Source organism: Kocuria sp. CPCC 204721 (assembly GCF_040980945.1).
GTDB lineage: Bacteria > Actinomycetota > Actinomycetes > Actinomycetales > Micrococcaceae > Kocuria > Kocuria marina.
On record NZ_JAVKPO010000006.1, the window covers coordinates 31,547 to 57,130 of the forward strand.

General features: G+C 70.2%; 21 protein-coding genes. 15 read left to right on the forward strand and 6 right to left on the reverse strand.

Features of this window, described 5'->3' with window-relative positions; translation table 11 throughout:
- Positions 1-58 precede the first annotated feature (58 nt).
- From RF637_RS07490 to RF637_RS07500, 3 genes are all read right to left on the reverse strand, one after another.
- Positions 59-1,867, reverse strand: a complete 1,809-nt coding sequence (locus RF637_RS07490) for a long-chain fatty acid--CoA ligase (RefSeq protein ID WP_167318604.1) — start codon at positions 1,865-1,867, stop codon at positions 59-61.
- A 167-nt stretch (positions 1,868-2,034) separates the two neighbouring features.
- Entirely contained in the window at positions 2,035-2,448 is a 414-nt protein-coding gene (locus tag RF637_RS07495) for a hypothetical protein (RefSeq protein WP_368844509.1), read from the reverse strand.
- Positions 2,445-3,236: a carboxylesterase gene (locus RF637_RS07500; RefSeq protein ID WP_085105900.1), complete on the reverse strand. Its 792-nt coding sequence runs from the start codon at positions 3,234-3,236 to the stop codon at positions 2,445-2,447. The genes RF637_RS07495 and RF637_RS07500 overlap by 4 nt, the downstream gene beginning before the upstream one ends.
- A gap of 151 nt (positions 3,237-3,387) precedes the next feature.
- On the opposite strand from RF637_RS07500, the gene RF637_RS07505 reads away from it, so the two are divergent.
- A complete protein-coding gene (locus RF637_RS07505) occupies positions 3,388-4,233 on the forward strand; it encodes a lysophospholipid acyltransferase family protein (protein WP_312796837.1) in 846 nt (281 codons plus the stop codon).
- Between the two features lie 9 nt (positions 4,234-4,242).
- Positions 4,243-5,637 (forward strand): class II 3-deoxy-7-phosphoheptulonate synthase, encoded by a 1,395-nt coding sequence (locus RF637_RS07510; protein WP_064845750.1) that lies wholly within the window; start codon positions 4,243-4,245, stop codon positions 5,635-5,637.
- A 151-nt stretch (positions 5,638-5,788) separates the two neighbouring features.
- On the opposite strand, the gene RF637_RS07515 is transcribed toward RF637_RS07510, so the two are convergent.
- Together RF637_RS07515 and RF637_RS07520 are read right to left on the reverse strand one after the other, a co-directional pair.
- Positions 5,789-7,717: a protein kinase gene (locus RF637_RS07515; protein WP_368844510.1), complete on the reverse strand. Its 1,929-nt coding sequence runs from the start codon at positions 7,715-7,717 to the stop codon at positions 5,789-5,791.
- 4 nt (positions 7,718-7,721) lie between these two features.
- Positions 7,722-8,843: a LysM peptidoglycan-binding domain-containing protein gene (locus RF637_RS07520; protein ID WP_144932345.1), complete on the reverse strand. Its 1,122-nt coding sequence runs from the start codon at positions 8,841-8,843 to the stop codon at positions 7,722-7,724.
- Between the two features lie 142 nt (positions 8,844-8,985).
- Here RF637_RS07520 and RF637_RS07525 point away from each other — a divergent pair, with 142 nt between their 5' ends.
- The gene (locus RF637_RS07525) at positions 8,986-9,372 is read left to right on the forward strand and encodes an Rv2175c family DNA-binding protein (RefSeq protein WP_144932347.1); all 387 of its coding nucleotides are present in this window, start codon (positions 8,986-8,988) and stop codon (positions 9,370-9,372) included.
- A gap of 20 nt (positions 9,373-9,392) precedes the next feature.
- On the opposite strand, the gene RF637_RS07530 is transcribed toward RF637_RS07525, so the two are convergent.
- The gene (locus RF637_RS07530; protein ID WP_368844511.1) at positions 9,393-10,502 is read right to left on the reverse strand and encodes a polyprenyl synthetase family protein; all 1,110 of its coding nucleotides are present in this window, start codon (positions 10,500-10,502) and stop codon (positions 9,393-9,395) included.
- 351 nt (positions 10,503-10,853) lie between these two features.
- Here RF637_RS07530 and dinB point away from each other — a divergent pair, with 351 nt between their 5' ends.
- The 12 genes from dinB to murG all read left to right on the forward strand — a co-directional run bounded on the left by dinB (position 10,854) and on the right by murG (position 25,559).
- Positions 10,854-12,092 carry a DNA polymerase IV gene (gene dinB, locus RF637_RS07535; protein WP_035961203.1) on the forward strand — a complete coding sequence of 413 codons (1,239 nt, stop codon included), beginning with the start codon at positions 10,854-10,856 and terminating at the stop codon, positions 12,090-12,092.
- A 53-nt stretch (positions 12,093-12,145) separates the two neighbouring features.
- The gene (locus tag RF637_RS07540; protein ID WP_368844512.1) at positions 12,146-12,547 is read left to right on the forward strand and encodes a DUF3040 domain-containing protein; all 402 of its coding nucleotides are present in this window, start codon (positions 12,146-12,148) and stop codon (positions 12,545-12,547) included.
- Between the two features lie 265 nt (positions 12,548-12,812).
- The gene (mraZ, locus tag RF637_RS07545; protein ID WP_035961210.1) at positions 12,813-13,244 is read left to right on the forward strand and encodes a division/cell wall cluster transcriptional repressor MraZ; all 432 of its coding nucleotides are present in this window, start codon (positions 12,813-12,815) and stop codon (positions 13,242-13,244) included.
- Between the two features lie 244 nt (positions 13,245-13,488).
- On the forward strand, positions 13,489-14,472 hold the full coding sequence (gene rsmH, locus RF637_RS07550) for a 16S rRNA (cytosine(1402)-N(4))-methyltransferase RsmH (protein ID WP_368844513.1): 984 nt from the start codon (positions 13,489-13,491) through the stop codon (positions 14,470-14,472).
- On the forward strand, positions 14,469-15,089 hold the full coding sequence (locus RF637_RS07555; protein ID WP_064845742.1) for a hypothetical protein: 621 nt from the start codon (positions 14,469-14,471) through the stop codon (positions 15,087-15,089). Before rsmH ends, RF637_RS07555 begins: the two co-directional genes overlap by 4 nt.
- Before the next feature lie 84 nt (positions 15,090-15,173).
- The gene (locus tag RF637_RS07560; protein WP_368835201.1) at positions 15,174-17,027 is read left to right on the forward strand and encodes a peptidoglycan D,D-transpeptidase FtsI family protein; all 1,854 of its coding nucleotides are present in this window, start codon (positions 15,174-15,176) and stop codon (positions 17,025-17,027) included.
- A 97-nt stretch (positions 17,028-17,124) separates the two neighbouring features.
- A complete protein-coding gene (locus RF637_RS07565) occupies positions 17,125-18,813 on the forward strand; it encodes a UDP-N-acetylmuramoyl-L-alanyl-D-glutamate--2,6-diaminopimelate ligase (RefSeq protein ID WP_144932354.1) in 1,689 nt (562 codons plus the stop codon).
- Positions 18,810-20,288 (forward strand): UDP-N-acetylmuramoyl-tripeptide--D-alanyl-D-alanine ligase, encoded by a 1,479-nt coding sequence (gene murF / locus RF637_RS07570; RefSeq protein WP_368844514.1) that lies wholly within the window; start codon positions 18,810-18,812, stop codon positions 20,286-20,288. Before RF637_RS07565 ends, murF begins: the two co-directional genes overlap by 4 nt.
- Positions 20,289-20,292: 4 nt before the next feature.
- Complete coding sequence (gene mraY / locus RF637_RS07575) at positions 20,293-21,426, forward strand: phospho-N-acetylmuramoyl-pentapeptide-transferase (protein ID WP_167318596.1); 1,134 nt, start codon at positions 20,293-20,295, stop codon at positions 21,424-21,426.
- A gap of 94 nt (positions 21,427-21,520) precedes the next feature.
- Positions 21,521-23,071 carry a UDP-N-acetylmuramoyl-L-alanine--D-glutamate ligase gene (gene murD, locus RF637_RS07580; RefSeq protein ID WP_167318595.1) on the forward strand — a complete coding sequence of 517 codons (1,551 nt, stop codon included), beginning with the start codon at positions 21,521-21,523 and terminating at the stop codon, positions 23,069-23,071.
- Entirely contained in the window at positions 23,071-24,429 is a 1,359-nt protein-coding gene (gene ftsW / locus RF637_RS07585; protein WP_144932362.1) for a putative lipid II flippase FtsW, read from the forward strand. Before murD ends, ftsW begins: the two co-directional genes overlap by 1 nt.
- Complete coding sequence (murG, locus tag RF637_RS07590) at positions 24,426-25,559, forward strand: undecaprenyldiphospho-muramoylpentapeptide beta-N-acetylglucosaminyltransferase (RefSeq protein WP_052160655.1); 1,134 nt, start codon at positions 24,426-24,428, stop codon at positions 25,557-25,559. Before ftsW ends, murG begins: the two co-directional genes overlap by 4 nt.
- Positions 25,560-25,584: the final 25 nt, after the last annotated feature.

A 25,584-nucleotide genomic window follows, 5' to 3' on the forward strand; every position in this document is an offset into this window, starting at 1 on the left:
GAGCCCGGTATGCGAAGCGCAGTTCCTGGCCCGGGCACCCCACGGCGTCGGCGGGCTGTCAGCGCGCGTAGATGTCCTCGATCTCGCGCGCGAAGTCCTGGGCGACCTTGGCCCGCTTGAGCTTCATGGACGGAGTGAGGTGGCCGTCCTCGATCGTGAGGTCACGGTCCAGGATGCGGAAGGCCTTGATGCCCTCCGCGCGGGAGACCTTGGCGTTGGCGTGGTCCACGATCTTCTGGACGTGGTCGATGACGGCCTCCTCGCGTGCGGCCCGGTCGACGCTCATGTGCGGATCCAGCCCGAGTCCGGGCAGCACCTTGGGCAGCGTCTCGGGGTCCAGGGTGATCAGGGCGGCCACGAAGGGGCGGTCGTCCCCGACGACCATGATCTGCCCCACGGTCGCGGAGGCGCGGATGGGGTCCTCGAGTTGGTTGGGGATCACGTTCTTGCCGCCCGCGGTGACGATGATCTCCTTCTTGCGCCCCGTGACCGTGAGCAGACCCTCGTCGTCCAGGTGGCCCAGGTCCCCGGTGGCGAACCAACCGTCGAAGAACGCCTCGGCGGTCTTATCGGGCAGCCCGTGGTAGCCCTTGAACACGTTGGCGCCGCGCACGAGGATTTCCCCGTCCGCGGCGATCGCGACGTCGTTGCCGGGGATCGGGTGGCCCACCGTGCCGAGCCGGTTGAGGCTCGGGAAGTTCGCCGCGATGGGGGCGGTCGTCTCGGTGAGCCCGTAGCCCTCGACCACGTACACACCGATCCCGTTGAAGAAGTGCGCGAGGTAGTCGCCCAGACTTGCACCCCCGGAGACGGCATAGCGCACGTCCCCGCCCATGGCCTGGCGCAGCGTGGAGTACACGAGCTTGTCGTAGAGGCGGTGGCGGGCTTCGAGCAGCGGCGGCACGGGGCCCTTCACGGTGGCGCGTGACCACGCGACGGCGGTCGCGACGGCCCGTTCGAAGATCAGCTTCTTCACGGGCGAACCGGCCTGGGCCTTGAACCGCGCGCCCACCAGAATCTTCTCGAACACGCGGGGCACGGCCAGGATGAACGTGGGCTTGAACCGGGCGAGGTCCTCCATGAGGTGGGAGACATCCGGCGTGTGGGCCAGGGTGATCCCGGCGTCCAGGGACGTGACCTCCACGAACCGGGCGAACACGTGCGCGAGCGGCAGGAACATGAGGGTGCGGGACCCCCCGGCCATGACGGCACCGGCCACCGGGATGGTGTTCTGCGAGCACGACACGAAATTGCGGTGGGTCAGTTCGCAGCCCTTGGGCGCACCCGTGGTCCCCGAGGTGTAGATGAGGGTCGCGACGTCGTCCAGGGTCACGCCGTCGTAGGGCGTCTGCAGATCCGTGCGGTCCGCGCCGCCCGCGATCATGGCCTCCAGGGAGTTTTCGCTGGAGGCGGTGTCGAAGACGCAGATCCGCCGTGCGGCCGCGAACTCCGTGATCCCGGTGGCCCGCTGCACGCGTTCGGCCAGTTCGTCGGTCTCCACGAAGATCGCCACGGCCTGCGAATCAGACATGATGTGGGCGATCTGATCGGGGGAGGACGTGTCGTAGACGGGCACCGGCACTGCGCCGACCCACCACAGGGCGAAGTCCACGAGCGTCCACTCATAGCGCGTGCGGCTCAGCAGGCCCACGCGCTCGCCGGGGCGGATGCCCTTCGCGGCGATCCCGCGGGCGAGGGCCACGACCTCGTCACGGAACTGTCGCGCCGTGACGTCCCGCTCGCGCCCTTCTGCGAGCACGGTGTACAGCACCGTGTCGGGTTTCTGCTCGGCGCGTTCGGCAAGGATGTGGGCGATGCCGGGGTACGGCAGGGGATCGACGATGGCCGGGGCGCTGACGCGTCGCATGGAGGGGCACCTTCCTGATGGGAACGGCTCTCAGCCTACTGTGTGTCGCGCCTCACTCCCGGCATATACTGGACGTGTCCACCACATGACGGCGACCCCGGCAGGACTGTGGCGGAGACACCCGCGTCCGGGGAGCCGGACCCGCTGGAACGCGCCGCGCGGACGCGTCAGACGACGGCGCCGTCGTCGTCCTCGGGGGAGTCCTGCGGCAGCGCGCGGAAGACCAGGTACAGACCCGTGACCAGACCCACGAGGCCCAGCAGCCACATAACCGGGGGCAGGGGACCGGGCAACAGGGCGAGTCCGACCATGATCACGATGACCGCGAGCACGGTGCTCAGGGCGCGCAGCATGGCGGGGGAGATCCCGCTCGTAACGGGCCCGGGATCGGGCTCGTAGCGTTCGTCCTCCCGGGTGTCCCGCAGCTCGACGGGGATCTCCTCGGCCGATTGCTCGCGGGGCTCCCACGGGAAGTCCTCGGCCCACGGTTCGAGGTCCTCGTCGTCGCGGGGGACGTCGTCCCACGAGTTGCCGCGGATGATCCGCTCGAACGGGTCCTCCGGTGGTTGGCGTGAACTCACGAGGGGTCCTCGGGGAGGAACTGCTCGCCCCGGGACAACCGCTGGACCGCGTCCCGGGAGATCCGTTCGAGCAGTGGGGCATCGTGATCCAGGGTGGCCACGTGGTAGCTGTTCTGCAGATCGACCACGCGGACGTCCCCGGAACTGTGCTCGGCCACCAGGTCCGCGGAGTCCCCGGAGACGATGTGGTCCACCTCGGAACGGAACACCACGGTGGGCGCGGTGATCGCCGGGAGCATGCGCACGGTCCGGTGCATCAGCACGTTCAGCTGCGCGACGGCGGCGAGGGGCGTGCGGTCGTAGGTGGACTCCAGGACGTCCTCCTTCTTGACGTCGCCACCGATCCCGGGCAGGGACGCGACCACGGGACTCAGCAGGTGACTGAACCGCGCCATCCGGTTCACGAGGGACAGCGCGGGGTTCACGAGCAGCACCCCGGTGACCTCCCGCCGGGCCGCGGTGTGCAGGGCCAGCGCGCCGCCCATGGACAGCCCGCCCACGACCACGCGGTCGTGCTCGCGGCGCAACGCCCAGTACTGTTCGTCCACGGCGTCCCGCCAGGCCTGCCATGGTTGTTCGGCCAGTTCCTCCCACTGCGTCCCGTGCCCGGGCAGCAGGGGGACGCGCACGCCCGGGTGGGCTCCGGCGTCGTCGGTGGCCTCGTGGACGGCGTGCGCCCAATCCCGCACGGAGGCCGTGGTGGCCGTGAAGCCGTGCAGTAGGAGGACCCCCACGGAGGAGGAGCCGGGAAGGTGCAGGGGGCCGTGGAGTTGCTGATCGGAGAACATGGCGCCATTGTGCCAGCCGCCGCGAGAACTCGTGAGAGAATGTGGCGGAACAAAGGCACGGTGCCGCGTGTGCGCACCGGTGCACGGCCGGGTCACCGCGGGCATCCGGTGACTCCCGCGATGACGAAAGGGTTCCCCGCTCATGGTGTACATGTTCTTGAAGACCTACGTGGTGGGCCCCGTGGTCAATCTGGTGTGCCGACCCACCGTGGTGGGTCTGGAGAACGTCCCCGAGCACGGCCCCGCGATCCTCGCGAGCAACCACCTGTCCGTCCCGGACGCCGTCTTCATGCCCGTGGCCGTGCCGCGCCAGGTGTATTTCCTGGCCAAGTCCGAGTACTTCACGACCCCCGGGCTCAAGGGGCGCGTGATCGGCGCGTTCTTCAAAGCCATCAACCAGATCCCCATGGACCGCAGGGGTGGCAAGGCCAGCGCCAAATCGCTCAGTGCCGGTGGCCAGGCACTCGCCGAGGGCAAGCTGATCGGGATCTACCCGGAGGGTACGCGCTCCCCGGACGGTCGGCTCTACAAGGGGAAGATCGGTGTGGCCCGCCTCGCGCTGGAGACCGGGGCCCCCGTGATCCCCGTGGCGATGTTCGGCACGGACAAGATGCAGCCCCTGGGCTCACGGTTCCCGGATCCGCGCCGTGCCAAGGTCACCACGGTCTTCGGTGAGCCCATGGACTTCTCGGACCTGATGTCCCGGCGCGGGGACCACGCGACCATGCGCCGCGTGACGGACGAGATCATGGCCGCGATCCAGAAGATCTCTGGCCAGGAAATGGCAGACGTCTACGCTGCCGATCACAAGCGCGCGCTCGCCGAGGAGAAGACCGCAGCGCTCAAGAACCAGGCCCGCGACGTCGTCGAGGCCACCCGGGACAAGGGACGCGCGGTCACGGACGCCGTGTCCCAGCAGGCGAGCAACCTGGGCGCCAAGCTGCAGGGACGTTCACATGACGGAACGGACGAGCGCGGTCCCAAGGAATCCGCCTAGACTGTCCGAATGAGTTCCATAACGCTGCCTGAACAGATCCGAACCGTGTCGTCCCCCTCCCCGAGCGCGGCGAACTATCCCGGCCTGGACGAGTGGCGGGACAAGACGATCGGTCAGCACCCCCAGTGGGCGCAGCACCCCGACTTCGCGAGCAGCATGCAGGAGCTCAACGCCGTCCCGCCCCTCGTGTTCGCGGGGGAGGTCGACCGGCTGCGCGCGCGCCTGGCCCAGGTGGCCAACGGTGAGGCGTTCTTCCTGCAGGGCGGCGACTGCGCCGAGACGTTTGCCGGTGCCACCGCGGACAAGATCTCGGCCCGCGTGCGCACGCTGCTGCAGATGGCCGTGGTGCTCACGTACGGCGCGTCGCTGCCCGTGGTCAAGATGGGGCGCATGGCGGGGCAGTTCTCCAAGCCGCGTTCGTCCAACGACGAGACCCGCGACGGCGTGACCCTGCCCTCGTTCCGTGGGGAGATGGTCAACGGTTTCGACTTCACCGAGGAGTCCCGCGTTCACGATCCCAAGCGGATGGTGCGCGGTTACCACACGTCCGCGTCCACGCTGAACCTGATTCGCGCCTTCACCCAGGGCGGGTTCGCGGACCTGCGCCGCGTGCACGCGTGGAACATGGGCTTCGCGGCCAACCCGGCATACGCCCGCTACGAGTCCATGGCGCGCGAGATCGACCACGCGGTGAAGTTCATGGCCGCGTGCGGCTCCGACTTCGACGCTCTCAAGACCACCGAGTTCTTCGCGGGTCACGAGGCGCTGCTGCTTGACTACGAGCGTGCACTGACCCGCATCGACTCCCGCACGAACCTGCCGTACGGCACATCCGCGCACTTCCTGTGGATCGGGGAGCGCACGCGCGAACTCGACGGCGCGCACGTGGACCTACTCTCCCGGTTGCGCAATCCCATCGGCGTCAAGCTCGGCCCGTCCACCACGGGCGACGACGCCCTGCGGCTCATCGATGCCCTGGACCCCGAGCGCGAGCCGGGTCGCCTGACGTTCATCACCCGCATGGGTGCCAAGAACATCCGCGAGAAGCTGCCCCCGGTGATCCAGGCCGTGGAGGCGTCGGGTGCCAAGCCCGTGTGGGTCACGGACCCCATGCACGGCAACACGGTCTCGCTGCCCTCGGGGTACAAGACCCGCAACTTCGACGACGTCGTGGATGAGGTTCGCGGGTTCTTCGAGGTGCACCGCGCGCTGGGTACGTTCCCGGGCGGCATCCACGTGGAGATGACCGGTGACGACGTCGCGGAGTGCCTGGGCGGGTCCGACCCGGTCAACGAGTCCTCGTTCGCCGAACGTTACGAGACGCTGTGCGACCCCCGGTTGAACCACATGCAGTCCCTGGAGATCGCGTTCCTGGTCGCGGAGTACCTCTCCCAGCAGAACTGATCCATTGACATGCGATGACCCCGGCACCGTTGGTGCCGGGGTCATCTTTCGTGTGTGAGGCGTCCGTGTCGTCATCGCCTTCGGGGCGCGGGTGTCACGGCGTGGTCGTGACAGCACGGTCGCCACTCATGCGATCGTGTCCGCACGACCGTCACAACACGGTGAGGATCACCGTGTTCCCGTCCTCACGCTGGCGCACGACCCGGTTGAGGTGGGAACCAACGGGTGAGTTGATCTCCACCGTGTACCCCTGCTCCTCGAGGCTCTGCCGGGCGGAGTCCGCGTCCTGGCCCACCACGTTGGGCGGTGCACCCTGCGGGGTGTCCGCGGCGAGGGTCAGGGCCACGGTCGTGCCCTCGTCCACGCTCGTCCCCGCAGCAGGGGACTGCCCGAGCACGGTGTCCACGGCCTGCGCGGAGTACTCCCGCGAGATCTCGCCCACGCGCAGCCCGGCGCCGGTGATCGCGGCCCGGGCGTCGTCGCCCGCTGAACCGACCACGGTGGGAACGCTCACGCGGGCGGGACCCTCGGAGACCACCAGGTTGACCTGCTCGATACCGCGCACGGTGGTGGAGGCCCCGGGATCCGTGGCGATCACGATGCCCTGCGGGACCTCGGGGCTCGTGGTCGAGCGCACGCCCACGTTGCAGATGCCCGCGCTGTTGAGGGCGCGTTCCGCGGTTGCGGTGTCCTGACCCGCGACGGCAGGGACGGTCGCGGACGCCGTCCCGGGGGCCGAGCCGAGCCACCAGCCCAGGAATCCGGCCACCGAGAGCAGCAGCGCGAAGACCACGGCGCCCACGGCCAGATGCAGGGCAGGGGGCTGGGGGTTCAGCCGGACCCGGGGTGTGTCGCGGGAGCGGTGGGCGGTGGAGCCCACCTGGGTCATGGCGATGGTCCCGGTCGCGTCGGTCTCGAAGGCGGGCAGGATCGGCGCACCGGCCCCGCGCTCGCCGGGACGGCCCATTCCATGCGTGTGCTGAGTACCGAGCGGGGTGGTGGCGTTCTCCCCGGTGGGATCCGCTCCCGCATCGCCGAGGGCCTCCGTGGGTACTCCGCCGAGTGCCTGCGTCGGCGCCTCGGCGGCGTCGCCTCCCGCGGTGGGAACGGTGGCCGCGCCGGCAGCGGCGGACGCTCCCGCAGCGCCGGCCAGTGCCCCTCCGGCGACCGCCGCCGCAGCCGTCGAGGCGTGGGACCCGCCTCCCAGGACCACCGTGTCCGTGTCCCGCAGTGAGGGCGGGTCGATCTGCCCGGGCAGCGAGCGTCGGATGGCCAGCGCGAGGTCCAGCAGCGCCGCGGCGTCGGCGGGGCGCTGGGCAGCGTCGCGGGACGTCGCGCGCAGCACGAACTCGTCGAGCGCAGCGGGGACGCCCTGCGCGAGCCCACCGGGGGCGGGGACGTCCCGGCTCACGTGGGCGGTCGCGACCTGCAGGGCGGTACCGGTGTACGGGCGTGAGCCCGTGAGCATCTCGTACGCCATGATCCCCACGGCGTAGACGTCGCTGCGCTGGTCCACGGGGCCGTCCCCCACGAGCTCGGGGGCGGCGTAGCCCACCGTGCCCATGACCGTGGTGCTCGTGGTGTGCTCGTCCACGGCGCGGGTCAGTCCGAAGTCGGCCACCTTGACCTGCCCGCCCCGGGTCAGCAGGACGTTCTCGGGCTTCACGTCCCGGTGGACCAGGCCGATCCGGTGCGCCTGGGTGAGGCCGCGCAGCACGGGGATCAGCAGGTCGAGCGTGCGGCGCGGTGTCATGGGCGCCTCATGGGCCACGACGTCGCGCAGAGTGGGCCCGTCCACGTATTCCAGGACCAGGTAGAGCACGCCATCCGCGGTGTGACCCTGGTCCAGGACGGCCACCACGTTGGGGTGGTGCAGGCGCGCGGCGGACTTGGCCTCGCGCCGTGCCCTGGCCACGAAGGACGGATCGTCCGCGACGTGGGAGTGCATGATCTTCAGGGCCACGGGACGTTCGAGCCGTTCGTCGAGCCCCTCGTAGACCGTGGCCGTACCACCGCGGGCGATCAGGCGGCGGACCTGGTACCGGCCCTCCAGCAGGGATCCCACGCGGTGGTCGTTCATGCTGCTACTGGGCAAATTCTCGTTCCTGTGCGCTCACGGCTTTCACGTACGCCTTGGTGTCGGGGTACATACCGTACGTCTTCACGCCGTGCAGTCCCTGATAGTAGGCGCCGATCCCCGCGGCCCTGTTGGGGGCCTTGGCCTGCAGCTCCCGGATCAGCGCGACCCCCGCGGTGATGTTGTCCTGGGGGTCCAGCAGGTCCAGGTCCCGACCCACCATCGCGGACGCCCACTCACCGGCGGACGGGATCACCTGCATGGTGCCCACGGCGTCCGCGGGGGAGACTACCCCGTGGCGGAACCCGGATTCCTGCGAGGCGTGGGCGAGCGCGAGCGCCGGGTCCACCCCCAACTCCTGGGCGGTCGCTCGCACCATCTCGCGGATCTGCTCCGGGGCCGGCAGTTGGCGCTGCTGCAACTGGGCGTGGTGTCGGTTCGCGGACTCCACGACCTCGCGGGGGTACGTGCGGCCCGCGAACGTGTCACCCACGGCGGCCTTGTGCTTCGGGGCCGCGGCCGTGCCAGCGTCACGCACCGTCGCGGCGGGTTCGGACGACGACGCCGCTCGGGCGGGTCCCGCCGCCCCGCCCGGGATCGTGAGTCCCTGGCCCGGGCGCAACACGGAGGCAGCGGAGACCCCGTTGGCCCGCATGAGCTCGGCCACGCTCACGCCGTAGCGCTGCGCGAGGTCCCACAGGGTGTCACCGGCGGCCACGGTGTGGCGCCGGGAGCCGCCGCGGTCGGAGCCGGCCGGGTCTGCGTCGTCGGCGCGCGATGCGGCCGCGGAGGAGGAGGCGGGAGCGCGGTCCGATCCCGGGATCACGAGCCGCTGGCCGGGGCGGATCATGCCGTGGGCCGGGAGCTTGTTGACGCTCATCAGGTCCTGGACTCGCACCCCGTGGGCGGTCGCCAAGGACCACAGGGAGTCCCCGGGGGCCACGGTCGCGTGCGTGGACTGGGCATGCTGCGCCACGTGGACGTTCGGGGCGGGCGCCGGCGCGGCGTGCGCGGAACCCACGGTGCCCAGGGCGGTGAGGGCGGCCAGCGCGGCGGCGGAGCCCTGCGCGGCGCGGCGGGACCATGTGGAACGGGGGGACCGGCGGTCGTGGGGCGGGTCAACCGGCATGTTCGCGATTCCTACCTCTGGACGGGGGAACGGGGGAAGATCCGGCGGCACCCTCCGGTACAGCACGGTGCCCCCAGATTACCCGACCCCTGGTCGCGACCGGTGTGTGAGCCGGTCGGTGCGCCGTGGCACAGTAGGGTTCGTGAACTACTCAACCGATCTCTCCGCCCAGGAATTCGCCGAACTCGACTCGTTGGTGGGCGAGTGGACCTACCTTCCCGACATCGCCGAGGCCATGGACATCCAGATCACCCGGGTGCACCGGCTCGTGGACGACGGCGCCCTGCTCGAGGTGCGCCGACCCGAAGACCGCGTGCGTGTGGTCCCCGCCGAATTCATGGACGGCGACCGCCCCGTGGACTCCCTCAAGGGGACCGTGGCCGTCCTGCGGGATGCCGCCTACACGGACGCCCAGGCGATCCGCTGGCTGTTCACCGAGGACGAGACCCTGCCCGGGCGGCCCATCGACGCGCTGCGCCGTGGCCAGAAGACCGAGGTGCGCCGCAGGGCCCAGGCCCTGGGCTGGTGACACCCGCCCGCTGAGGCGGCCTACTTGGCGCGGCGCACGGCGGCGTCGGCGAGCGCCTGCAGTCCGGCCCGGGCGACGTCGTCGGTGCGCAAGCGCGCCAGCTGCGTGTCCGCGGTGCGCACGAGGGACGCGATGAGGTCCTCCGAGCGCGCGTGGGCGCCGCTGTCCCGCATGAGGTCCCGCGCGCGGTGCACCTCCTGCTCGGTGAGTTCCGCGCGGCCGAGCACCGATTCGAGCCACGCGATGTCCTCGGCCGAACTCGATGCCGCGCACAGTGCGATCAGCGCGGTGCGCTTGCCCTCGCGGATGTCGTCCCCGGCGGGCTTGCCCGTGGTCTCCGGGTCGCCGAAGACCCCCAGGACGTCATCGCGCAATTGGAAAGCCTCGCCGACCGGCAGCGCGAACGCGGAGCAGTCCGCGAGGAACGCGCGGTCCGCGCCGGCGAGTGCCGCGCCGATCTCCACGGGGTGCTCTACCGAGTACTTGGCGGACTTGTAGCGCAGCACGGTCATGGCACGCTCGAGTTGTTCCTCGGGGTCGCCCACGGCGGGAGCGACCTCCGCGTGGATGTCCAGGTACTGCCCGGCCATGACCTCGGTGCGCATCGTGGAGAAGATCTCCCGTGCGGTCGCGGCCGGGTCCGCGGCGACGCGCGCGGTGGCGTCGGCGAAGAGTTGTTCCGCGAAGGACAGGCTCATGTCCCCGGTGAGGACGGCCGCGCTGACCCCGAAGTGGGCGGCGTCCGCGGACCACCCGGCGTCTCGGTGCAGGGCCTCGAAAACGCGGTGCACACTGGGCTTGCCGCGGCGCGTGTCCGAGCGGTCCAGGATGTCGTCGTGGATCAGCGCCGCGGTCTGGAAAAGTTCGAGGGACGCCGCGGCGGCCACGGCGACGTGGTCCGCCACGGCCCCGCCAGCCGCGCGCCAGCCCCAGTAGCACAGCCGTGCGCGCAGGCGCTTGCCGCCGCGCGTGAGGTCCTCGATCGCGTCCACGAGCACGGTCGCGTGCGGGGAGATCCCGGTGACCCGTTCGCGTTCCCGCGCGAAGAACTCGGTGATCCGCTCGTCCAGGAGCGCGGAGAAGTCACGGTCCTGTTGCGTCGCGGTGACGGACGCGTCGGAAGGGGTCATGCCAGGGCACCTTTGATCGAGGGGATGCTGTCGGCCGCGCTGCGCGGTACCGCGGGTCGCGGCGGGCGTCACGGGCACGGGCTCCACGACGCCGGGCCGCCCCGCGGGCGCCCGACCAGCCTAACCGGACGCGGCGCCGCGGATGCGTAGCGGTGCCGCCCCGTCGAGCGGCCCGGGGCCGGACAAGTTCGTGGCGCCGTGGCCCGTGTGCGTGTCGGAGCCCCTTCCTAGGCTTACGAAAGACGAACCAGATCCTGCGCGGGTGGCATGTCCGTCATCAACGGGTCTCGATCCGGACGGGTTCCAGGAGTCGATGATTCCCGATGCCGGAGGGTCGTGGAAGGAGGCGCCATGGGAGGGCCGAGTCCGCAGCAACTGGCCGAGTACCGGCGCTGCGCCATCCTGCACGTGGACATGGACATGTTCTACGTGGGCGTGGAACTGCTCAACGCCCCCCAGTACCGCGGCCGCCCCGTGATCGTGGCCGGTTCCGGTCCGCGCTCGGTGGTGCTCTCCGCGTCCTACGAAGCCCGCCAGTACGGCGTGAACTCCGCCATGGCCGTGTCCCAGGCCCGCGCTCGCTGCCCCTCCGCGGTGGTGCTCGAACCGCATCGCGAGGCGTACACCCATTACTCACGGATCGTGATGGACATCTTCCGCTCGGTCACGGACCGCGTGGAGCAGCTGAGCGTGGACGAGGCGTTCGTGGACGTGTCCGGGGCGATCCGGCGCAGCGGACCGCCCGTCGAGATCGCCCGGACCCTGCGGCGCGTGATCCACGAACGCACGGGACTCACCGCCTCCGTGGGGGTCGCGGAGAACAAGACGGTCGCCAAGATCGCCTCCGCGTACTGCAAGCCGGACGGGCTGCTCGTGGTGACGCCCGAGCACACCCTCGCGTTCCTGGCACAGCTGCCGGTGGGCAAGTTGTGGGGGGTGGGCAAGCGCACCTCCGAGATCCTGCAGTCCGCCGGGCTGTCCACGGTCGGGGACATCGCCGCCACGCCGTTGCCCCGGTTGCACGCGCTCGTGGGCACCGCGTCCGGGACACATTTGAAACAATTGGCCACCGGCCACGACCCCCGTCCCGTGACGCCCGCGCGCGAGGAGAAGAGCATCGGGGCCGAACGGACGTTCCAGCGCGACGTCGCCGACAGTACGGCTCTGAAACGTGTGCTGCTGGGCCTGGCCCACGACACCGCGGTCCGGTTGCGCAGGCACGGACTGCGCGCCGGGCGCGTGGGACTCAAGCTGCGCTACGCCGATTTTTCGACCATCACCCGCTCCAGGACGCTGAGTCACCCCGTCACCGCGGCCCACGATCTCTACACCGAAGCGTGCGCGCTACTGGACGGTCTGGGCCCGCGAGCGCAGGCCGTGCGGCTCGTGGGCATCAGGGCGGAGAAGCTCACCGGGGCCGATCACGCGTTCCAGTTGAGCCTGGACGGACGGGAGGAGGAATGGGGTGCCGCGGAGGAAGCCATGGACCGCGTGCACCACCGATTCGGCCCCGGAATTGTGCGCCCAGCCAAACTCATGGAAACGACGATGCCAATCCGTCCCGCACGGGATATTCTGGACGGTACGTGAGGAAGGCAGCCGTACCGCCCCCGCCTCGCTCCCTCAACACCACAGGAGGAATCGTGCCTCTCTCCAAGCACGAACAACAGCTTCTCGCCCAGCTCGAGAAGCAGTTGCACGACGACGACCCCCGCTTCGCGTCGACCATGCACACCGAAGCGGTTCGGGGGCGCGGGTCCATGCGTAACGTCGTGCTGGGGGTCGTGATCGCCGTGGTTGGCCTGGGCGTCCTGCTCGCCGGGGTCGCCCTGCAACTGATCATCGTGGGCGTATTGGGCTTCATCGTGATGGCCGCCGGCGCGTACGTGGCCACCGTGCGGGGCCGGGCCACCCCGGGCAAGGGCGCCGCCAATCCCGGAAACCCCGGGAACGGGCCGTCCGGCCGCGGTCCCTCCGGTCCACGCAAGTCCTCCACTTTCCTCCAGAACCTCGAGGAGAAGTGGGACAAACGCAATCAGGGTTAGCGCTGAGCCTCCCCGCAGGCTGTCCAGCCCGTAAAACTTCCGAGAACTCCCCGGCACCGCGCCGGGGAGTTCTTTCATGTCCGGACCCATCGTCTCCGGCGTGCCCGCAGACCACGCCGGGAAAGGGATGTCGACGACGCCCCGGGGCAGCGCCGTCGTGGCGTGCCGTGGAGGGGATGCGCGTTGACGGGGGAGGGCAGTGGAGTAAAGTGGAGCGTGGTAGAGAAGCGAGGGTTGGGCTGGCCCTGATTCGAAGGCGGTGGCTGTGTTTCTCGGAACATACGAACCGCGTTTGGACGACAAGGCCAGGCTGATTCTCCCGGCCAAGTTCCGGGCCGAACTGGCGGACGGACTCGTGCTGACCCGAGGGCAGGAACGCTGCCTGTACGTGTTCAGCGCGCAGGAGTTCGCCAGGGTCCATGAACAGATGCGGGCGGCCCCGTTGTCGTCCAAGCAGGCCAGGGATTACATCCGCGTTTTTCTCTCCGGGGCATCGGACGAGGTCCCGGACAAGCAAGGTCGCATCACCATTCCGGCGTCCCTGCGCTCGTACGCGGGCCTGGACCGGGAACTGGCGGTGATCGGGGCGGGCAGCCGCGCCGAGATCTGGGATGCGGCCTCGTGGCAGCAGTACCTGGCGGAGAAGGAAGCGGCTTTCTCCGCCACGGAGGACGAGGTCATACCCGGGCTGTTCTGATCACCCGAGGACCACCGCGCGGGACCCCCGCCGGTGCCGTCCCCGGACATGAGATCTCCAGCCGCCCACGTCACCGTCCTGACTCGACTTCCCCCGAGTCAGGCCGGATTCGAGGGGCGAGCGGCGGATGGGGATCTGGTGTCCGGGCGCACCGTAGGATGCCCCCGGAGGACGTCGGTGCCGTGCGCACCGAGACCTGCGACCCGTAGTACCCGCACGATCCGCAACAGACCAGGAGCCCGGCATGGACCACGCCCCCGCCGAGCAACGACACATCCCCGTGATGCTGGAGCGCTGTCTGGACCTGCTCGCGCCGGCGTTGGACACCGAACACCCCGTGGTCGTGGACGCGACCCTGGGCATGGGCGGGCACACCCACGCCATGCTCGAACGCTTCCCGGGGTTGCGCGTGGTCGGGATCGACCGGGACCCCCAGGCCCTCGACCTCGCCGGGGAACGCCTTGCGCACTTCGGGGAGCGGTTCACGGGCATCCACACCACGTATGACCACATCGATCAGGCCGCCGCAACCGCCGGCGTGGACCGGGTGGACGGCATCCTGTTCGATCTCGGGGTGTCCTCACTGCAGCTGGACGAACGCGAGCGCGGCTTCGCGTACTCGTTCGACGCCCCCCTGGACATGCGCATGAACTCCCGGGCGGAACTGTCCGCGTACACCGTGGTCAACGAGTACTCGGAGGCCCAGCTCAAGGACATCATCTACCGCTGGGGCGAAGACCGCTTCGCGCCGCGGATCGCGCGCGCCATCGTGGCCGCCCGTACCGAGGCCCCGCTGCGCACGACCGCCCAGCTCGTGGACGTGGTCCGCTCCGCGGTCCCCGCCGCGGCCCAGCACAAGAAGGGCCACCCGGCCAAACAGACCTTCCAGGCGTTGCGGATCGAGGTCAACGAGGAACTCGACGTCCTGGAGCGTGCCGTGCCCGCCGCCGTGGAAACTGTCAGGGTGGGAGGGCGTGTCCTCGCCATGAGTTACCACTCCCTGGAGGACAGAATTGTCAAGCAGGAGTTCACTCGCGGTGCACGTTCCACGGCCCCCAGAGGTTTTCCCGTGGAACTGCCGGAACACCAGCCCACGCTGAAGGTTCTCACCCGCGGGGCGGAACGCGCCGGCGAGCAGGAGGTTTGGGACAACCCCCGGGCCGCCTCGGCCAGGTTGCGTGCCGTCGAGCGGCTCCGGGAGACCACGAGACCAGGGAGTGAGCGATGAGCAGTGCGACGTCGGCCTCGCACCCGTCATCGGGTGACCCCTCGGGCCGGGGGGCGGACGGGCGTAGGCCGCTCTCCGTGGTGCCGCGCCGCGCGGCCCGCCGCAGCCGGGTCTCCACCGTGGTGATGTGCACCCTCGCCCTGGCCGCAGCTCTCGTGGGCATCCTGTTGCTCAACATCCAGATCACCCAGGGGCAGTACCAGTTGACCGAGCTCACGGGTCAGCAGCGCGCTCTCTCCCAGGAGAACGAGGCGCTCACGCAGGACATCGAGGCCAATTCCGCGCCGCAGAACCTGGCCGCCCGCGCCAATGACCTGGGCATGGTCCCGGCCAAGGACGTGGGGAGCATCCAGCTCGGCACGGGTGCCGTCACGGCCCCGAGCGCCCCCGCGGAGAAGACGGACGCGCAGAACATCCTCGTGCCGCCCGCGCAGATGAAGGGTTCCGACGCCGCGGAGGCGAACCGGATCGCCGCCGAGGAACGCGCGGAGAAGCGCGCCAAGGAAGAAGCGGACAAGAAGACCGCCCAGCGTAAAGCGGCCCAGAAGGCCGACGAGTCCCGGGATCTCAACGGGGGCTCCATCCCCGCGCCGTCGCAGCGCGCGCCTGGCCAGTGAACGCGCCGGTCCGCGCCGCGGACCGGGAGTGGAACCCGTCGGAGGTGGCCCCACCACGCTGAAGTCCAGGAATTGAGGAAGACCGTGTCAGCATCGTCAGCGCGCAAGAACCGATTGTTCCGGCCCTATTCGCGCATGCACGTGGGCATCGCCTTCCTGCTGGTCCTGTTGCTTCTCGTGGTGGGCCGCCTGTTCTGGGTCCAGGGGCTGGACCCCGGGGGCCGGGCCGAGGCCGCGGCCGCCCAGCGCACGCTCGTGGAGTCCATCCCCGCGGTGCGCGGGGAGATCACCGACAGCCGTGGCACGGTGCTGGCCCGCACACTGCAGCGCTACGACATCACCGTGGACCAGAGCGCCGTCGCCGCCGTGACCGTGCCCCACAAGGACGGTTCCACCGAGACCGTGACCCCCACGCAGGCCGTGTACAAGATCGCGGACGCCCTGGGCATGAAGGACACGGACGTGAAGGCCGCGCTGGACGGGGACAAGAGCTTCAACTACGTAGCGCGGGGCGTAACCCCCGAGCAGTACAACGCCCTGCGGGAGTTGAACCTGCCGTACATCTACGGCCAGCCCACGTTCCAGCGCAGCTATCCGGACGGTTCCCTGGGCGGTTCCGTGGTCGGGTTCCTGGGCGGGGACAACCAGGCCCTCGGCGGGATCGAACAGACCCAGGACTCCCTGTTGCGCGGCACCGACGGCGAGCGCCGCTTCGAGATCTCCGGCGACGGCGTGCGCATCCCCGTGGCCCCGCAGGAACAGAAGGCCGCCGAGAACGGTTCGAACGTCAAGCTCTCGCTCGACAGCGACGTCCAGTTCTTCGCGGAGCAGGCCGTGCGCGAACGGGCCAAGCAGCTCAAGGCCGAATGGGGCACGGCCGTGGTCATGGACGTCAAGACCGGCAAGGTCCTGGCGCTCGCGGACACCTCCTCGGTGGACCCCAACGTCCCGGGCAAGGCCGACGCCGCCGACCTCGGTTCGCGCGCCGTGTCCCAGGCCGTGGAGCCCGGTTCCACGGAGAAGATCGCCACGGTGGCCGGCGCCCTGGACCGGGGGATCGTGTCCCCCACCACGGAGATCACGGTCCCGCCGTACCTGCAGATCGGTTCCGAGAAGATTACCGACGCGTTCGACCATGGCACCCAGAACCGCACGGTCGCGGGGATCATCGCGGACTCCATGAACACGGGCACCGTGATCATGGGTTCCAAGATGGACAAGCAGGCCCGCCACGACAACCTCGCGAACTTCGGGGTGGGTTCCGCCACGGGCATCGAACTGCCGGGGGAGTCCACGGGCATCCTGGCGCCCGCGGATCAGTGGGACCCGCGTCAGGAGTACACGGTGTTGTTCGGTCAGGGCGTGTCCCAGACCCCGTTGCGCACGGCGTCGATCTTCCAGGCGGTCGCGAACAAGGGCCGTCAGATCGAACCGCGCCTCGTGGACTCCGTGACCGCGCCGGACGGGACGGTCACGCACCCCGAACGTCCTGAACCCAAACAGGTGCTCTCCGAGTCCGCCGCGCAGCAGACGCTGGACATCATGGAGAACGTGGTCACGCAGGGCGGCGCCAAGGAAGCGGCCGTGCCGGGATACCGCGTGGGTGGTAAGACGGGTACGGCCGAGGCGCCGAGCGAGAGCGGCGGTTACGAGGGCTACACCACGTCCTTCGTGGGTGTGGCCCCCATGGAGGATCCTCAGTACCTCGTGGCGATCACCATGCAGCGCCCCCAGGGGGACGTGCGCACCCTGGGCGTGACGAGCACGTTCTCCACGATCATGTCCCAGGTGCTGCACCACTTCAACGTGGCGCCCTCCACCACCACGGGGCCCACGTTCGACATGCAGGTGCCGCAGAACGTGGACCGGGACGTGACACCCACGAACGCGCTCGAGCAAACGTGGCCGCAGCCGGGGAGGGACGAGTCCCAGGACTAAACTTCCCACACAGAAGCACATGGCGGCAGCAACGACCGGTGAGACACCGGCCCGGGTGGACGGGGTACGTCCACAGACAGGTTCGAAGAGGATTTCTATGGTGGCATCTGCCCAAGAAGGGACCGACGCGCAGAGTCTGCGTCCGTCCCGGCCCGTGGCCCACTCGCTCGAGGAGCTCGCGCGGCTCACGGGCGCGCGGGTGGTCCCCGCCCCCACGGGGACCACCGCTCCCGTCACGGGAGTGGTCCTGAACTCGCGGGAGGTGCAGCCGGGTGATCTCTACGCCGCGCTGCCCGGCGCCAAGGTCCACGGGGCGCGATTCGCCGCCGACGCCGCCGCGTCCGGTGCCGTGGCGATCCTCACCGATCCGGACGGCGCGCGGTCCGTGGTCGAGGCGGGCGTGGGCCTGCCGGTGCTCGTGAGCCCCGAACCCCGTTCATGGGTGGGTCCGGTGGCCCGCGCGGTCTACGATTCCCAACCGGCGGACGGCACCGGCCAGGAGCTCTTCGCGGTGACCGGCACCAACGGCAAGACCACCACGACCTACTTCATCACCTCGATCCTGCGCGCCCTGGGCCACATGACCGGGTTGATCGGCACCATCGAGATCCTCGCGGGGGACACACCCATCCCGTCACACATGACCACGCCAGAGGCTCCGCACGTGCATTCCCTGCTGGCCCTGACCCGTGAACGCGGGATCACCGCCACCGTCATGGAGGTCTCGTCCCACGCCCTCGAGTTCCACCGGGTGGACGGGGTGCACTACGACGTCGCTGGGTTCACCAATCTCACCCAGGACCACCTGGACCTGCACGGGTCCATGGCCGAGTATTTCGAGGCCAAGGCGCAGTTGTTCACGCGCGAGCGCACGAGCCGCGGCGTCGTCGTGCTGGGGGACGGGGACCCGTGGAGCGCCGCGATGGCGCAGCGGGCCCGCGAGAACCTGGGTGTGGAGAACGTCACGACCGTTGCCCTGCGCGGCTCGGACGGAACGCGTCAGGACGCGAGCGATGCGGAAGGCACCGCCCCCGTCGGGACCGGCGGGGCGGACGCCGCGGACTGGACCCTGCGCTCGCTGACCCGCCGGGGCATCGGTCACGCGTTCACGCTGCAGCACACGGACGGGCGCGCGCTGGACATGCACACAGGACTGCCCGGTGAGTTCAACGTGGCCAACGCGGCGCTGGCCGTGCTCATGGTCCTGGACTCCGGCGTGGCACTGGACACCCTGCAACGCGTCCTGGACGAGCACGACCCCCTGAGCGCGGGCGTGCCCGGACGCATGGAACTTGTGGGCACGCGGCCCACGTCCCTCGTGGACTTCGCGCACAACCCGGACGCGCTCGCGCGCGCGCTGCGCGCCGTGACCCCCGAGGACGGGTGCGGTCGCGTGATCGTGGTCTTCGGCGCCACCGGCGAGCGCGACACCACCAAGCGCCCCATCATGGGCCGGGTCGCGGCGGAGGAGGCGGACGTCGTGATCATCACGGACGACGATCCCCACGCCGAGGAACCCGCGCCCATCCGGGAGCAGGTCGCGCAGGGCGCTCGTGAGGCCGTCGCGAACCATGCTCGCGCCACGGACGTGCTGGTCATCGAACCGCGCGCGACCGCGATCCGCACCGCAGTGCGCATGGCCCACCCGGACGACGCCATCATCGTGGCGGGCCGCGGTCACGAGACCGCCATGGATTTCAACGGCGTGGTCGTGCACCTGGACGACCGCGAAGAGCTGCGGGACGCCCTGGCGGCGTTGCACGCGGACACGAAGGAGCAGCAATGATTGCCATGTCCGCCGCGCAGCTCGCGCGGGCCGTGAACGGTGAGCTCGCGGGGGTCCCGGACCCCGAGTCCGTGACCGTCACCTCCGTCACGACCGATTCCCGGGAAGTCACGGACGGTGCGTTGTTCGTCGCCAAGCCGGGCGAGACCACGGACGGGCACCGCTTCGTGCCGGCCGCCGCGGACTCCGGCGCGGTGCTGCACCTGACCGAACGCGCGGTGACCGACGACGCGGGGGCTCCGTACCCGTGCGTCGTCGTGGCGGACGTGGTGCTCGCGATGGGCGCGCTCGCGAGCCACGTGCTCGAGCAGTTGCGTGCCGCGCACCCGGTCACCGTGGTGGCCGTGACGGGTTCGGTGGGCAAGACGACCACCAAGGACCTGCTGCACGGGATCTTCGCCGCGCAGGGCCCCACGGTCGCGCCGCGCAACTCGTACAACGGCGAGGTGGGTGTCCCGCTCACGGTGTTCACGGCCACCGAGGACACCGAGTACTTCGTGATCGAGATGGGCGCCACGCACATCGGCAACATCCGCTACCTGTGCGACACCGTCCGCCCGGACGTGGGCGCCGTACTGTGCGTGGGTTCGGCCCACGCGGGCGAGTTCGGTGGCGTGGAGAACATCGCGCGCGCCAAGGGCGAGATGGTCGAGGGCCTCTCCGCGCCCGGCACCGCGGTGCTCAACGACGACGACGCCCGCGTGCGTGCCATGCGCGAGCGCACCGACGCGCGCATCATCTCCTTCGGGCAGGGACCCGACGCCCACGACCCGGCCAACGAGGACCCACGAGTGTGGGCCGAGGACGTGACCGTCGGTACCGACGGGTGCCCCGCCTTCACGCTGCACTTCCCGGACGGCTCCGCCCACCCGGTGCACTCGCAGCTGATCGGTGCGCACCATGTGACCAACCTGCTGGCCGCGGCCGCCGTGGCCTTCGGCGCCGGGGTCCCCGCGGCCGAGATCGCAGCGGGTCTGACGGGCCGCGGCCCTCGCTCGCGGTGGCGGATGGAACGCACGGAGCGCCCGGACGGCGTGACCGTGATCAACGACGCCTACAACGCTAACCCGCAGTCCATGCGGGCCGCCCTGCAGACCCTCGCCCAATTGGGCCGCGGGGACGAGGAGCACCCCGCGCGGCGCACGATCGCCGTGCTGGGTGGCATGTTCGAACTCGGTGACGAGTCCATCACCGCCCACGCGGACCTCGGGCAGTTGCTCGTGCGGTTGAACGTCTCGCATGTCGTGGCCGTGGGGGAGGTCGCCCGGCCGGTCTACACCGCTGCGACCCTGGAGGGCTCGTGGGGTGAGGAAGCGGCCTGGGTCCCGGACACCGAGCACGCCGAGCAGTACCTGAGTGACACGCTGCGCCCGGGGGACATCGTGTTGTTCAAGGCGTCCAACGCCGCGGGGTTGCAGCACCTGGGGGACCGGGTGGCCCAGGCCACCACCGACACGAACCACCAGGAGGGTTGAGCCCGTGATCCAATTGCTCGTGGCAGCGGGGCTCGGCCTCGTGTTCTCGATCTTCGGTACGCCCGCCCTGATCCGGGTGCTCGCCCGGCGCGGGTACGGCCAGTACATCCGGGACGACGGACCCACGTCTCACCAGACCAAGCGCGGCACCCCCACCATGGGTGGCGTGGCCATCCTGCTCTCGGTCGTGGCCGCCTATCTGGTGACCCACCTGATCAGCGTGATCGCGTGGCCTGAGAACGGTGGGATCACCCTCTCGGGCGTCCTGGCGCTCGGCCTGATGCTCGGCATGGGGCTGGTGGGGTTCCTGGACGACTTCAAGAAGATCTCCAAGAAACAGAACCTGGGGCTGACCGCGGCCGGGAAGATGGCCCTGCAGGGGGCCATCGGCATCGCGTTCGCCCTGCTCGTGTTGTTCTTCCCGGACGAGGCGGGCAACACTCCGGCCTCCACGGCGATCTCCTGGACCCGGGACACCGGCGTGGACCTCGCATTCGCCGGGCCGATCGTGGGGGCCATCCTGTTCGTGATCTGGGTGAATCTGATCGCCACCGGAACCACCAACGCCGTGAACCTCACGGACGGTCTGGACGGGCTCGCCACGGGCGCGTCCATCCTGGTGTTCAGCGGGTACATGCTCATCACACTGTGGCAGGCCGGGCACCTGTGCGAGAACGTGGCACAGGCGGCGTGCTACGAGGTTCGGGATCCCATGGACCTCTCGATCGTGGCCGCGGCCCTGGTGGGTGCGCTCATCGGGTTCCTGTGGTGGAACACGTCCCCGGCGAAGATCTTCATGGGGGACACGGGCTCGCTCGGCCTGGGCGGCGCGCTCGCGGCGTTCGCGGTGCTCTCCCGCACCGAACTGCTGCTGATCCTGATCGCCGGCCTGTTCGTGATCATCACCCTGTCCGTGATCCTGCAGGTGGGCTACTTCAAGCTCTCCCACGGCAAACGCATCTTCAAGATGGCCCCGTTGCAACACCACTTCGAGCTCAAGGGCTGGCAGGAGGTCACGATCGTGGTCCGATTCTGGATCATCGCCGGTCTGTTCGTGGCCGCCGCGCTCGGTGTGTTCTACGGTGACTGGTTGCTGCACAACGGCGGCGCGTTCCCCGGCGCGGAAGCGCTGCACTGACCGCGCGGCGCGCACCCCGCTCTCGGGTGGCGGAGCGCGCCGGTCACCCGCGAGACCACCCACGACCGACACGAGGATGAGGCACAGACCAGACATGATGCACGCGAGCAACGACAACCCCGTCCTGGACAACCCCCGCCTCGCGGAGCTGACCAGCTGGGACGCGCCCTGGTCCGGTCTGCGCGCCGTGGTCGCCGGGATCGGGGTCTCGGGTTTCGCCGCGGCGGACACCCTGATCGAACTCGGTGCGCTCGTCACCGTCCTGGACTCCCGGGACACCGAACGCAACCGGCAGAGCGCGGACACCCTGAAGATCGTGGGCGCGAGCGACGTCGTCCTGGGGCCGGACGCCATGACGAGCGTCCCGGACGTGGCCGGGGCCCGCCCGGACGTCGTGATCACGTCCCCGGGCTTCCCACCCACCCACCCGCTGCTCGCCGCGGCGCGCGAGGAGGGCATCCAGATCTGGGGTGACGTGGAGCTCGCGTGGCGCGTGAACCGCCGCGCGGGGCGCAAGACCCCCGAATGGGTGTGCATCACGGGCACGAACGGCAAGACGACGACCGTGGGCATGACCGCCTCCATCCTGCAGGCCGCCGGGCTCAAGGCCGTGGCCGTGGGCAACGTGGGCACGCCCATCCTGGACGCACTGCGCGATCCCGTGGAGTACGACGTCCTGGCTGTGGAATTGTCCAGCTTCCAACTGCACTGGACGCACTCCGTCTCGCCCCTGGCCTCCGTGGTGCTCAACGTGGCCCAGGACCACGTGGACTGGCACGGCAATTTCGAGAACTACCGCGCGGACAAGTCCCGTGTATACGAGAACACGCGGGTCGCGTGCGTGTACAACGCCGAACAGGACGGCGCGGAGGAACTCGTAGAGGAAGCGGACGTGCTCGAGGGCTGCCGCGCGGTGGGCTTCACCACGCAGACCCCGGGGCTGTCCATGGTGGGCGTGGTGGACGACCTGCTCGTGGACCGCGCGTTCGTCGCAGAGCGCGCCACGACCGCCGCCGAGATCGGATCGATCGAGGACACCGGCTCCATCCCCACGCGCCACATCGTGGCCAACGCGCTCGCCGCCGCGGCGCTCGCGCGCGCCGCCGGGGTGAGCCCCGAGGCCGTACGGGACGGACTGCGCGCCCACCGCCCCGGTGAACACAGGATCCAGCTCGTGGCCGAATCGGACGGGGTGCGCTGGATTAATGACTCCAAGGCCACCAACCCGCACGCCGCGCAGGCGTCCCTGTCCGCGTTCGACTCCGTGGTCTGGATCGCCGGCGGGCTCTCCAAGGGCGTCACGTACGACACCCTCGTGGAGCGCAACGCGGGCCGGCTGCGCGCGGTCGTCGTGATCGGCACGGACGACGCCGCCCTGTTGGACGCGCTCTCCCGCCTGGCCCCGGACGTGCCCGTCCTCGCGGCGACCCCGGGCCAGGGCGGCACCGCACCGGACGACTCCGGCATCGACCCGACCGACGGGCACGCCGTGATGCGCCGGGCCGTGCGGTTGGCCCGTGAACACGCCGAGCCCAAAGACACCGTGCTGATGGCACCGGCGGCCGCGTCCATGGACCAGTTCGCCGACTACGCGGACCGCGGCAACGCGTTCATGCACGTCGTGCACGAAGAATTGGGGTTCTGATGGCCACCCGCACCCCCGAACGTCCCCGGGCAGCCGAGCCCGCGGAGCCGGGCACCCGATCGATCGCCCTGAGCACCAGGATGCGCGGCTGGTGGCACCAGCTCACCGACGGCCCGCTCTTCCACTCCTACTACGCCCTGGCCGGGTGCGTGGTGTTGCTCACCGGCATCGGCGTGATGATGGTGCTCTCCGCGTCCGCGGTGGAATCGATCTCCGACAGTCGCTCGGCGTACGCCCTGTTCGCGCGCCAGGCGCTGTTCGGGGTCGTGGGGTTGATCGCGATGTTCGCGCTGTCGATGGTGCCACCCCACTTCTACACGCGGATCGCGTGGGTGCTATGGGGTCTCAGCGTGCTCGTGTCCCTGCTCGTGTTCACACCCCTGGGGCGGGAGGTCAACGGCAACCGCAACTGGCTCGTGCTGGGCGGTCAGTCGTTCCAGCCCTCGGAGTTCGCCAAGCTCGCGCTGTGTATCTGGCTCGCGGCGATGTTCGCGCGCCAGGGAGATGCGGTCGCGCAGCACTGGAAGCCGGCCCTGTGGCCCTCCGTCGTGGGATTCCTGGTCCCCACCCTCCTCACGCTGGCCGGCGGGGACGCCGGTACGGCCATCGTGTTCTGCCTCATCTACGCCGCGGCACTGTGGTTCGCGCGCGCACCCCTGAAGATCTTCCTCGTGGGCGCGGCCGGCCTCGTCCTGGGCGGGTTGTTCCTCGTGATCACTGCGCCGCACCGTCTGGACCGGATCACCGGGTGGCTGTTCGGGGAGTGCGGCGCCACGGACGCGTGCTGGCAGGCACAGCAAGGACTCAACGCCCTGGCCACCGGCGGCTGGTGGGGCGTGGGGCTCGGCCAGTCCCGGCTCAAATACAACTACGTGCCCGAGGCCCACAACGATTACATCTTCTCGATCATCGGCGAGGAACTCGGCCTCGTGGGTACCGTGATCATCCTGGCGCTGTTCATCGTGATGGTCGTGGCCATGGCCCGGATCCTGTTGCGCACCCGCAGCACGTTCGTGCGGATCACCACCGCGTGCGTGGCCACGTGGCTCGTGGGCCAGGCCTTCGTGAACCTGGGCATGGTCACCGGCCTGCTCCCGGTGATCGGTATCCCGCTGCCCTTCATCAGCTACGGTGGATCCGCGCTGCTGATGACCATGGCGGCCGTGGGCGTGGTCATGTCCTTCGCCCGGGTCCCGCGCTCGGTGCGTGTGGGTCCCGGACGGTCCGGGGCGGCATCGGGCACCCAGATCCTGGACGACCAGGAGGCCTACGAGCGCGGGCTGGCCACGCAACCGGAACGCCCCCGGACGTCGTGGGCGCAGCGCGTGACCCAGCGGTTCGGAAAGGGACGAGAATGACAACCACGCACGACATCGACCACCAGCAAAAGCGGGCCGGATCCGCCCGCGTGGTGCTCGCCGGTGGCGGCACCGCGGGGCACATCAGCCCCCTGCTGGCCATCGCCGACGCCGTGCAGCAGTTGCGCGCGGACGCCACGGTGTGCGCCGTGGGCACTGCCTCCGGCATGGAGACGCGGCTCGTCCCGCAGGCCGGTGTACCCCTCGAACTGATCGACCGCGTGCCCCTGCCCCGCAAGCCGTCCCTGGACCTCGCGCGCCTGCCGCGTCGGCTGTCCGCCGCGGTGCGCCAGGCCGGCCGGATCTTGGACGCGCAACAGGCCACGGTGGTCGTGGGCGTGGGCGGGTACGTGTGCACGCCCGTGTACCTCGCGGCCGCGAGGCGTCGGATCCCCGTGGTGATCCACGAGGCCAACGCCAAGCCCGGGATGGCGAACCGGGTGGGCGCCCGGTTCGCGTCCGTCGTGGCGACCGCCTTCCCGGACACCCCGCTGCGTGGTGCGCGCACCGTGGGCATGCCCATGCGGCGTGAGATCGCCACGCTGGACCGGACCGCGGAACGCGCGCAGGCCCGCGCGGCGCTTGGGCTGGACCCGGACCTGCCCACCGTGGTGGTCACGGGTGGTTCCTCCGGTGCCCAGTCCCTGAACCGGACCGTGGCCGCGATTGCGGGGGAGGTCGCGCGGCACGGGTACCAGCTGCTGCACGTGACGGGGCGCGCCAAGGAAGTGCGCACCCCGGACGGCGAGCTGCTGCGCGCGCCGAACTACGTCCAGACCGAGTACGTGGACGGGATGGAGAAGGTCTACGCGGCCGCGGACCTGCTCGTGGCCCGCGCAGGCGCGGCCACGGTGTGCGAGGTCGCCGCCGTGGGTCTGCCCGCCGTTTTCGTGCCCCTGCCCATCGGTAACGGTGAGCAGGCACTCAATGCCCGCTCCATCGTAGCCGCGGGTGGTGCCGAGATCGTGCGGGACGCCGAGTTCACCGCCGCGTTCTACCGCGAGACCGTGGTCCCGCTCGTGACCGACGCTCCCCGGCTCGATCGCATGGCCCAGGCCTCTGCCGCCCACGGTGTCCGCGACGCCGCGCAGGTGATGGCCCGGCTCACCCTCGACCACGCCCGCCGCTGAAAACCTTCCCCCCCCCCCCCCACGT

Excerpts from the sequence above, each read along its gene's own strand:
- RF637_RS07490 (WP_167318604.1), bottom strand. The coding sequence starts at position 1,867 with ATGCGACGCGTCAGCGCCCCGGCCATCGTCGATCCCCTGCCGTACCCC.
- RF637_RS07500 (WP_085105900.1), bottom strand. The coding sequence starts at position 3,236 with ATGTTCTCCGATCAGCAACTCCACGGCCCCCTGCACCTTCCCGGCTCC.
- RF637_RS07505 (WP_312796837.1), top strand. The coding sequence starts at position 3,388 with ATGTTCTTGAAGACCTACGTGGTGGGCCCCGTGGTCAATCTGGTGTGC.
- RF637_RS07510 (WP_064845750.1), top strand. The coding sequence starts at position 4,243 with ATGAGTTCCATAACGCTGCCTGAACAGATCCGAACCGTGTCGTCCCCC.
- RF637_RS07515 (WP_368844510.1), bottom strand. The coding sequence starts at position 7,717 with ATGAACGACCACCGCGTGGGATCCCTGCTGGAGGGCCGGTACCAGGTC.
- RF637_RS07520 (WP_144932345.1), bottom strand. The coding sequence starts at position 8,843 with ATGCCGGTTGACCCGCCCCACGACCGCCGGTCCCCCCGTTCCACATGG.
- RF637_RS07530 (WP_368844511.1), bottom strand. The coding sequence starts at position 10,502 with ATGACCCCTTCCGACGCGTCCGTCACCGCGACGCAACAGGACCGTGAC.
- dinB (WP_035961203.1), top strand. The coding sequence starts at position 10,854 with ATGGGAGGGCCGAGTCCGCAGCAACTGGCCGAGTACCGGCGCTGCGCC.
- rsmH (WP_368844513.1), top strand. The coding sequence starts at position 13,489 with ATGGACCACGCCCCCGCCGAGCAACGACACATCCCCGTGATGCTGGAG.
- RF637_RS07555 (WP_064845742.1), top strand. The coding sequence starts at position 14,469 with ATGAGCAGTGCGACGTCGGCCTCGCACCCGTCATCGGGTGACCCCTCG.
- RF637_RS07565 (WP_144932354.1), top strand. The coding sequence starts at position 17,125 with ATGGTGGCATCTGCCCAAGAAGGGACCGACGCGCAGAGTCTGCGTCCG.
- murF (WP_368844514.1), top strand. The coding sequence starts at position 18,810 with ATGATTGCCATGTCCGCCGCGCAGCTCGCGCGGGCCGTGAACGGTGAG.
- murD (WP_167318595.1), top strand. The coding sequence starts at position 21,521 with ATGATGCACGCGAGCAACGACAACCCCGTCCTGGACAACCCCCGCCTC.
- ftsW (WP_144932362.1), top strand. The coding sequence starts at position 23,071 with ATGGCCACCCGCACCCCCGAACGTCCCCGGGCAGCCGAGCCCGCGGAG.
- murG (WP_052160655.1), top strand. The coding sequence starts at position 24,426 with ATGACAACCACGCACGACATCGACCACCAGCAAAAGCGGGCCGGATCC.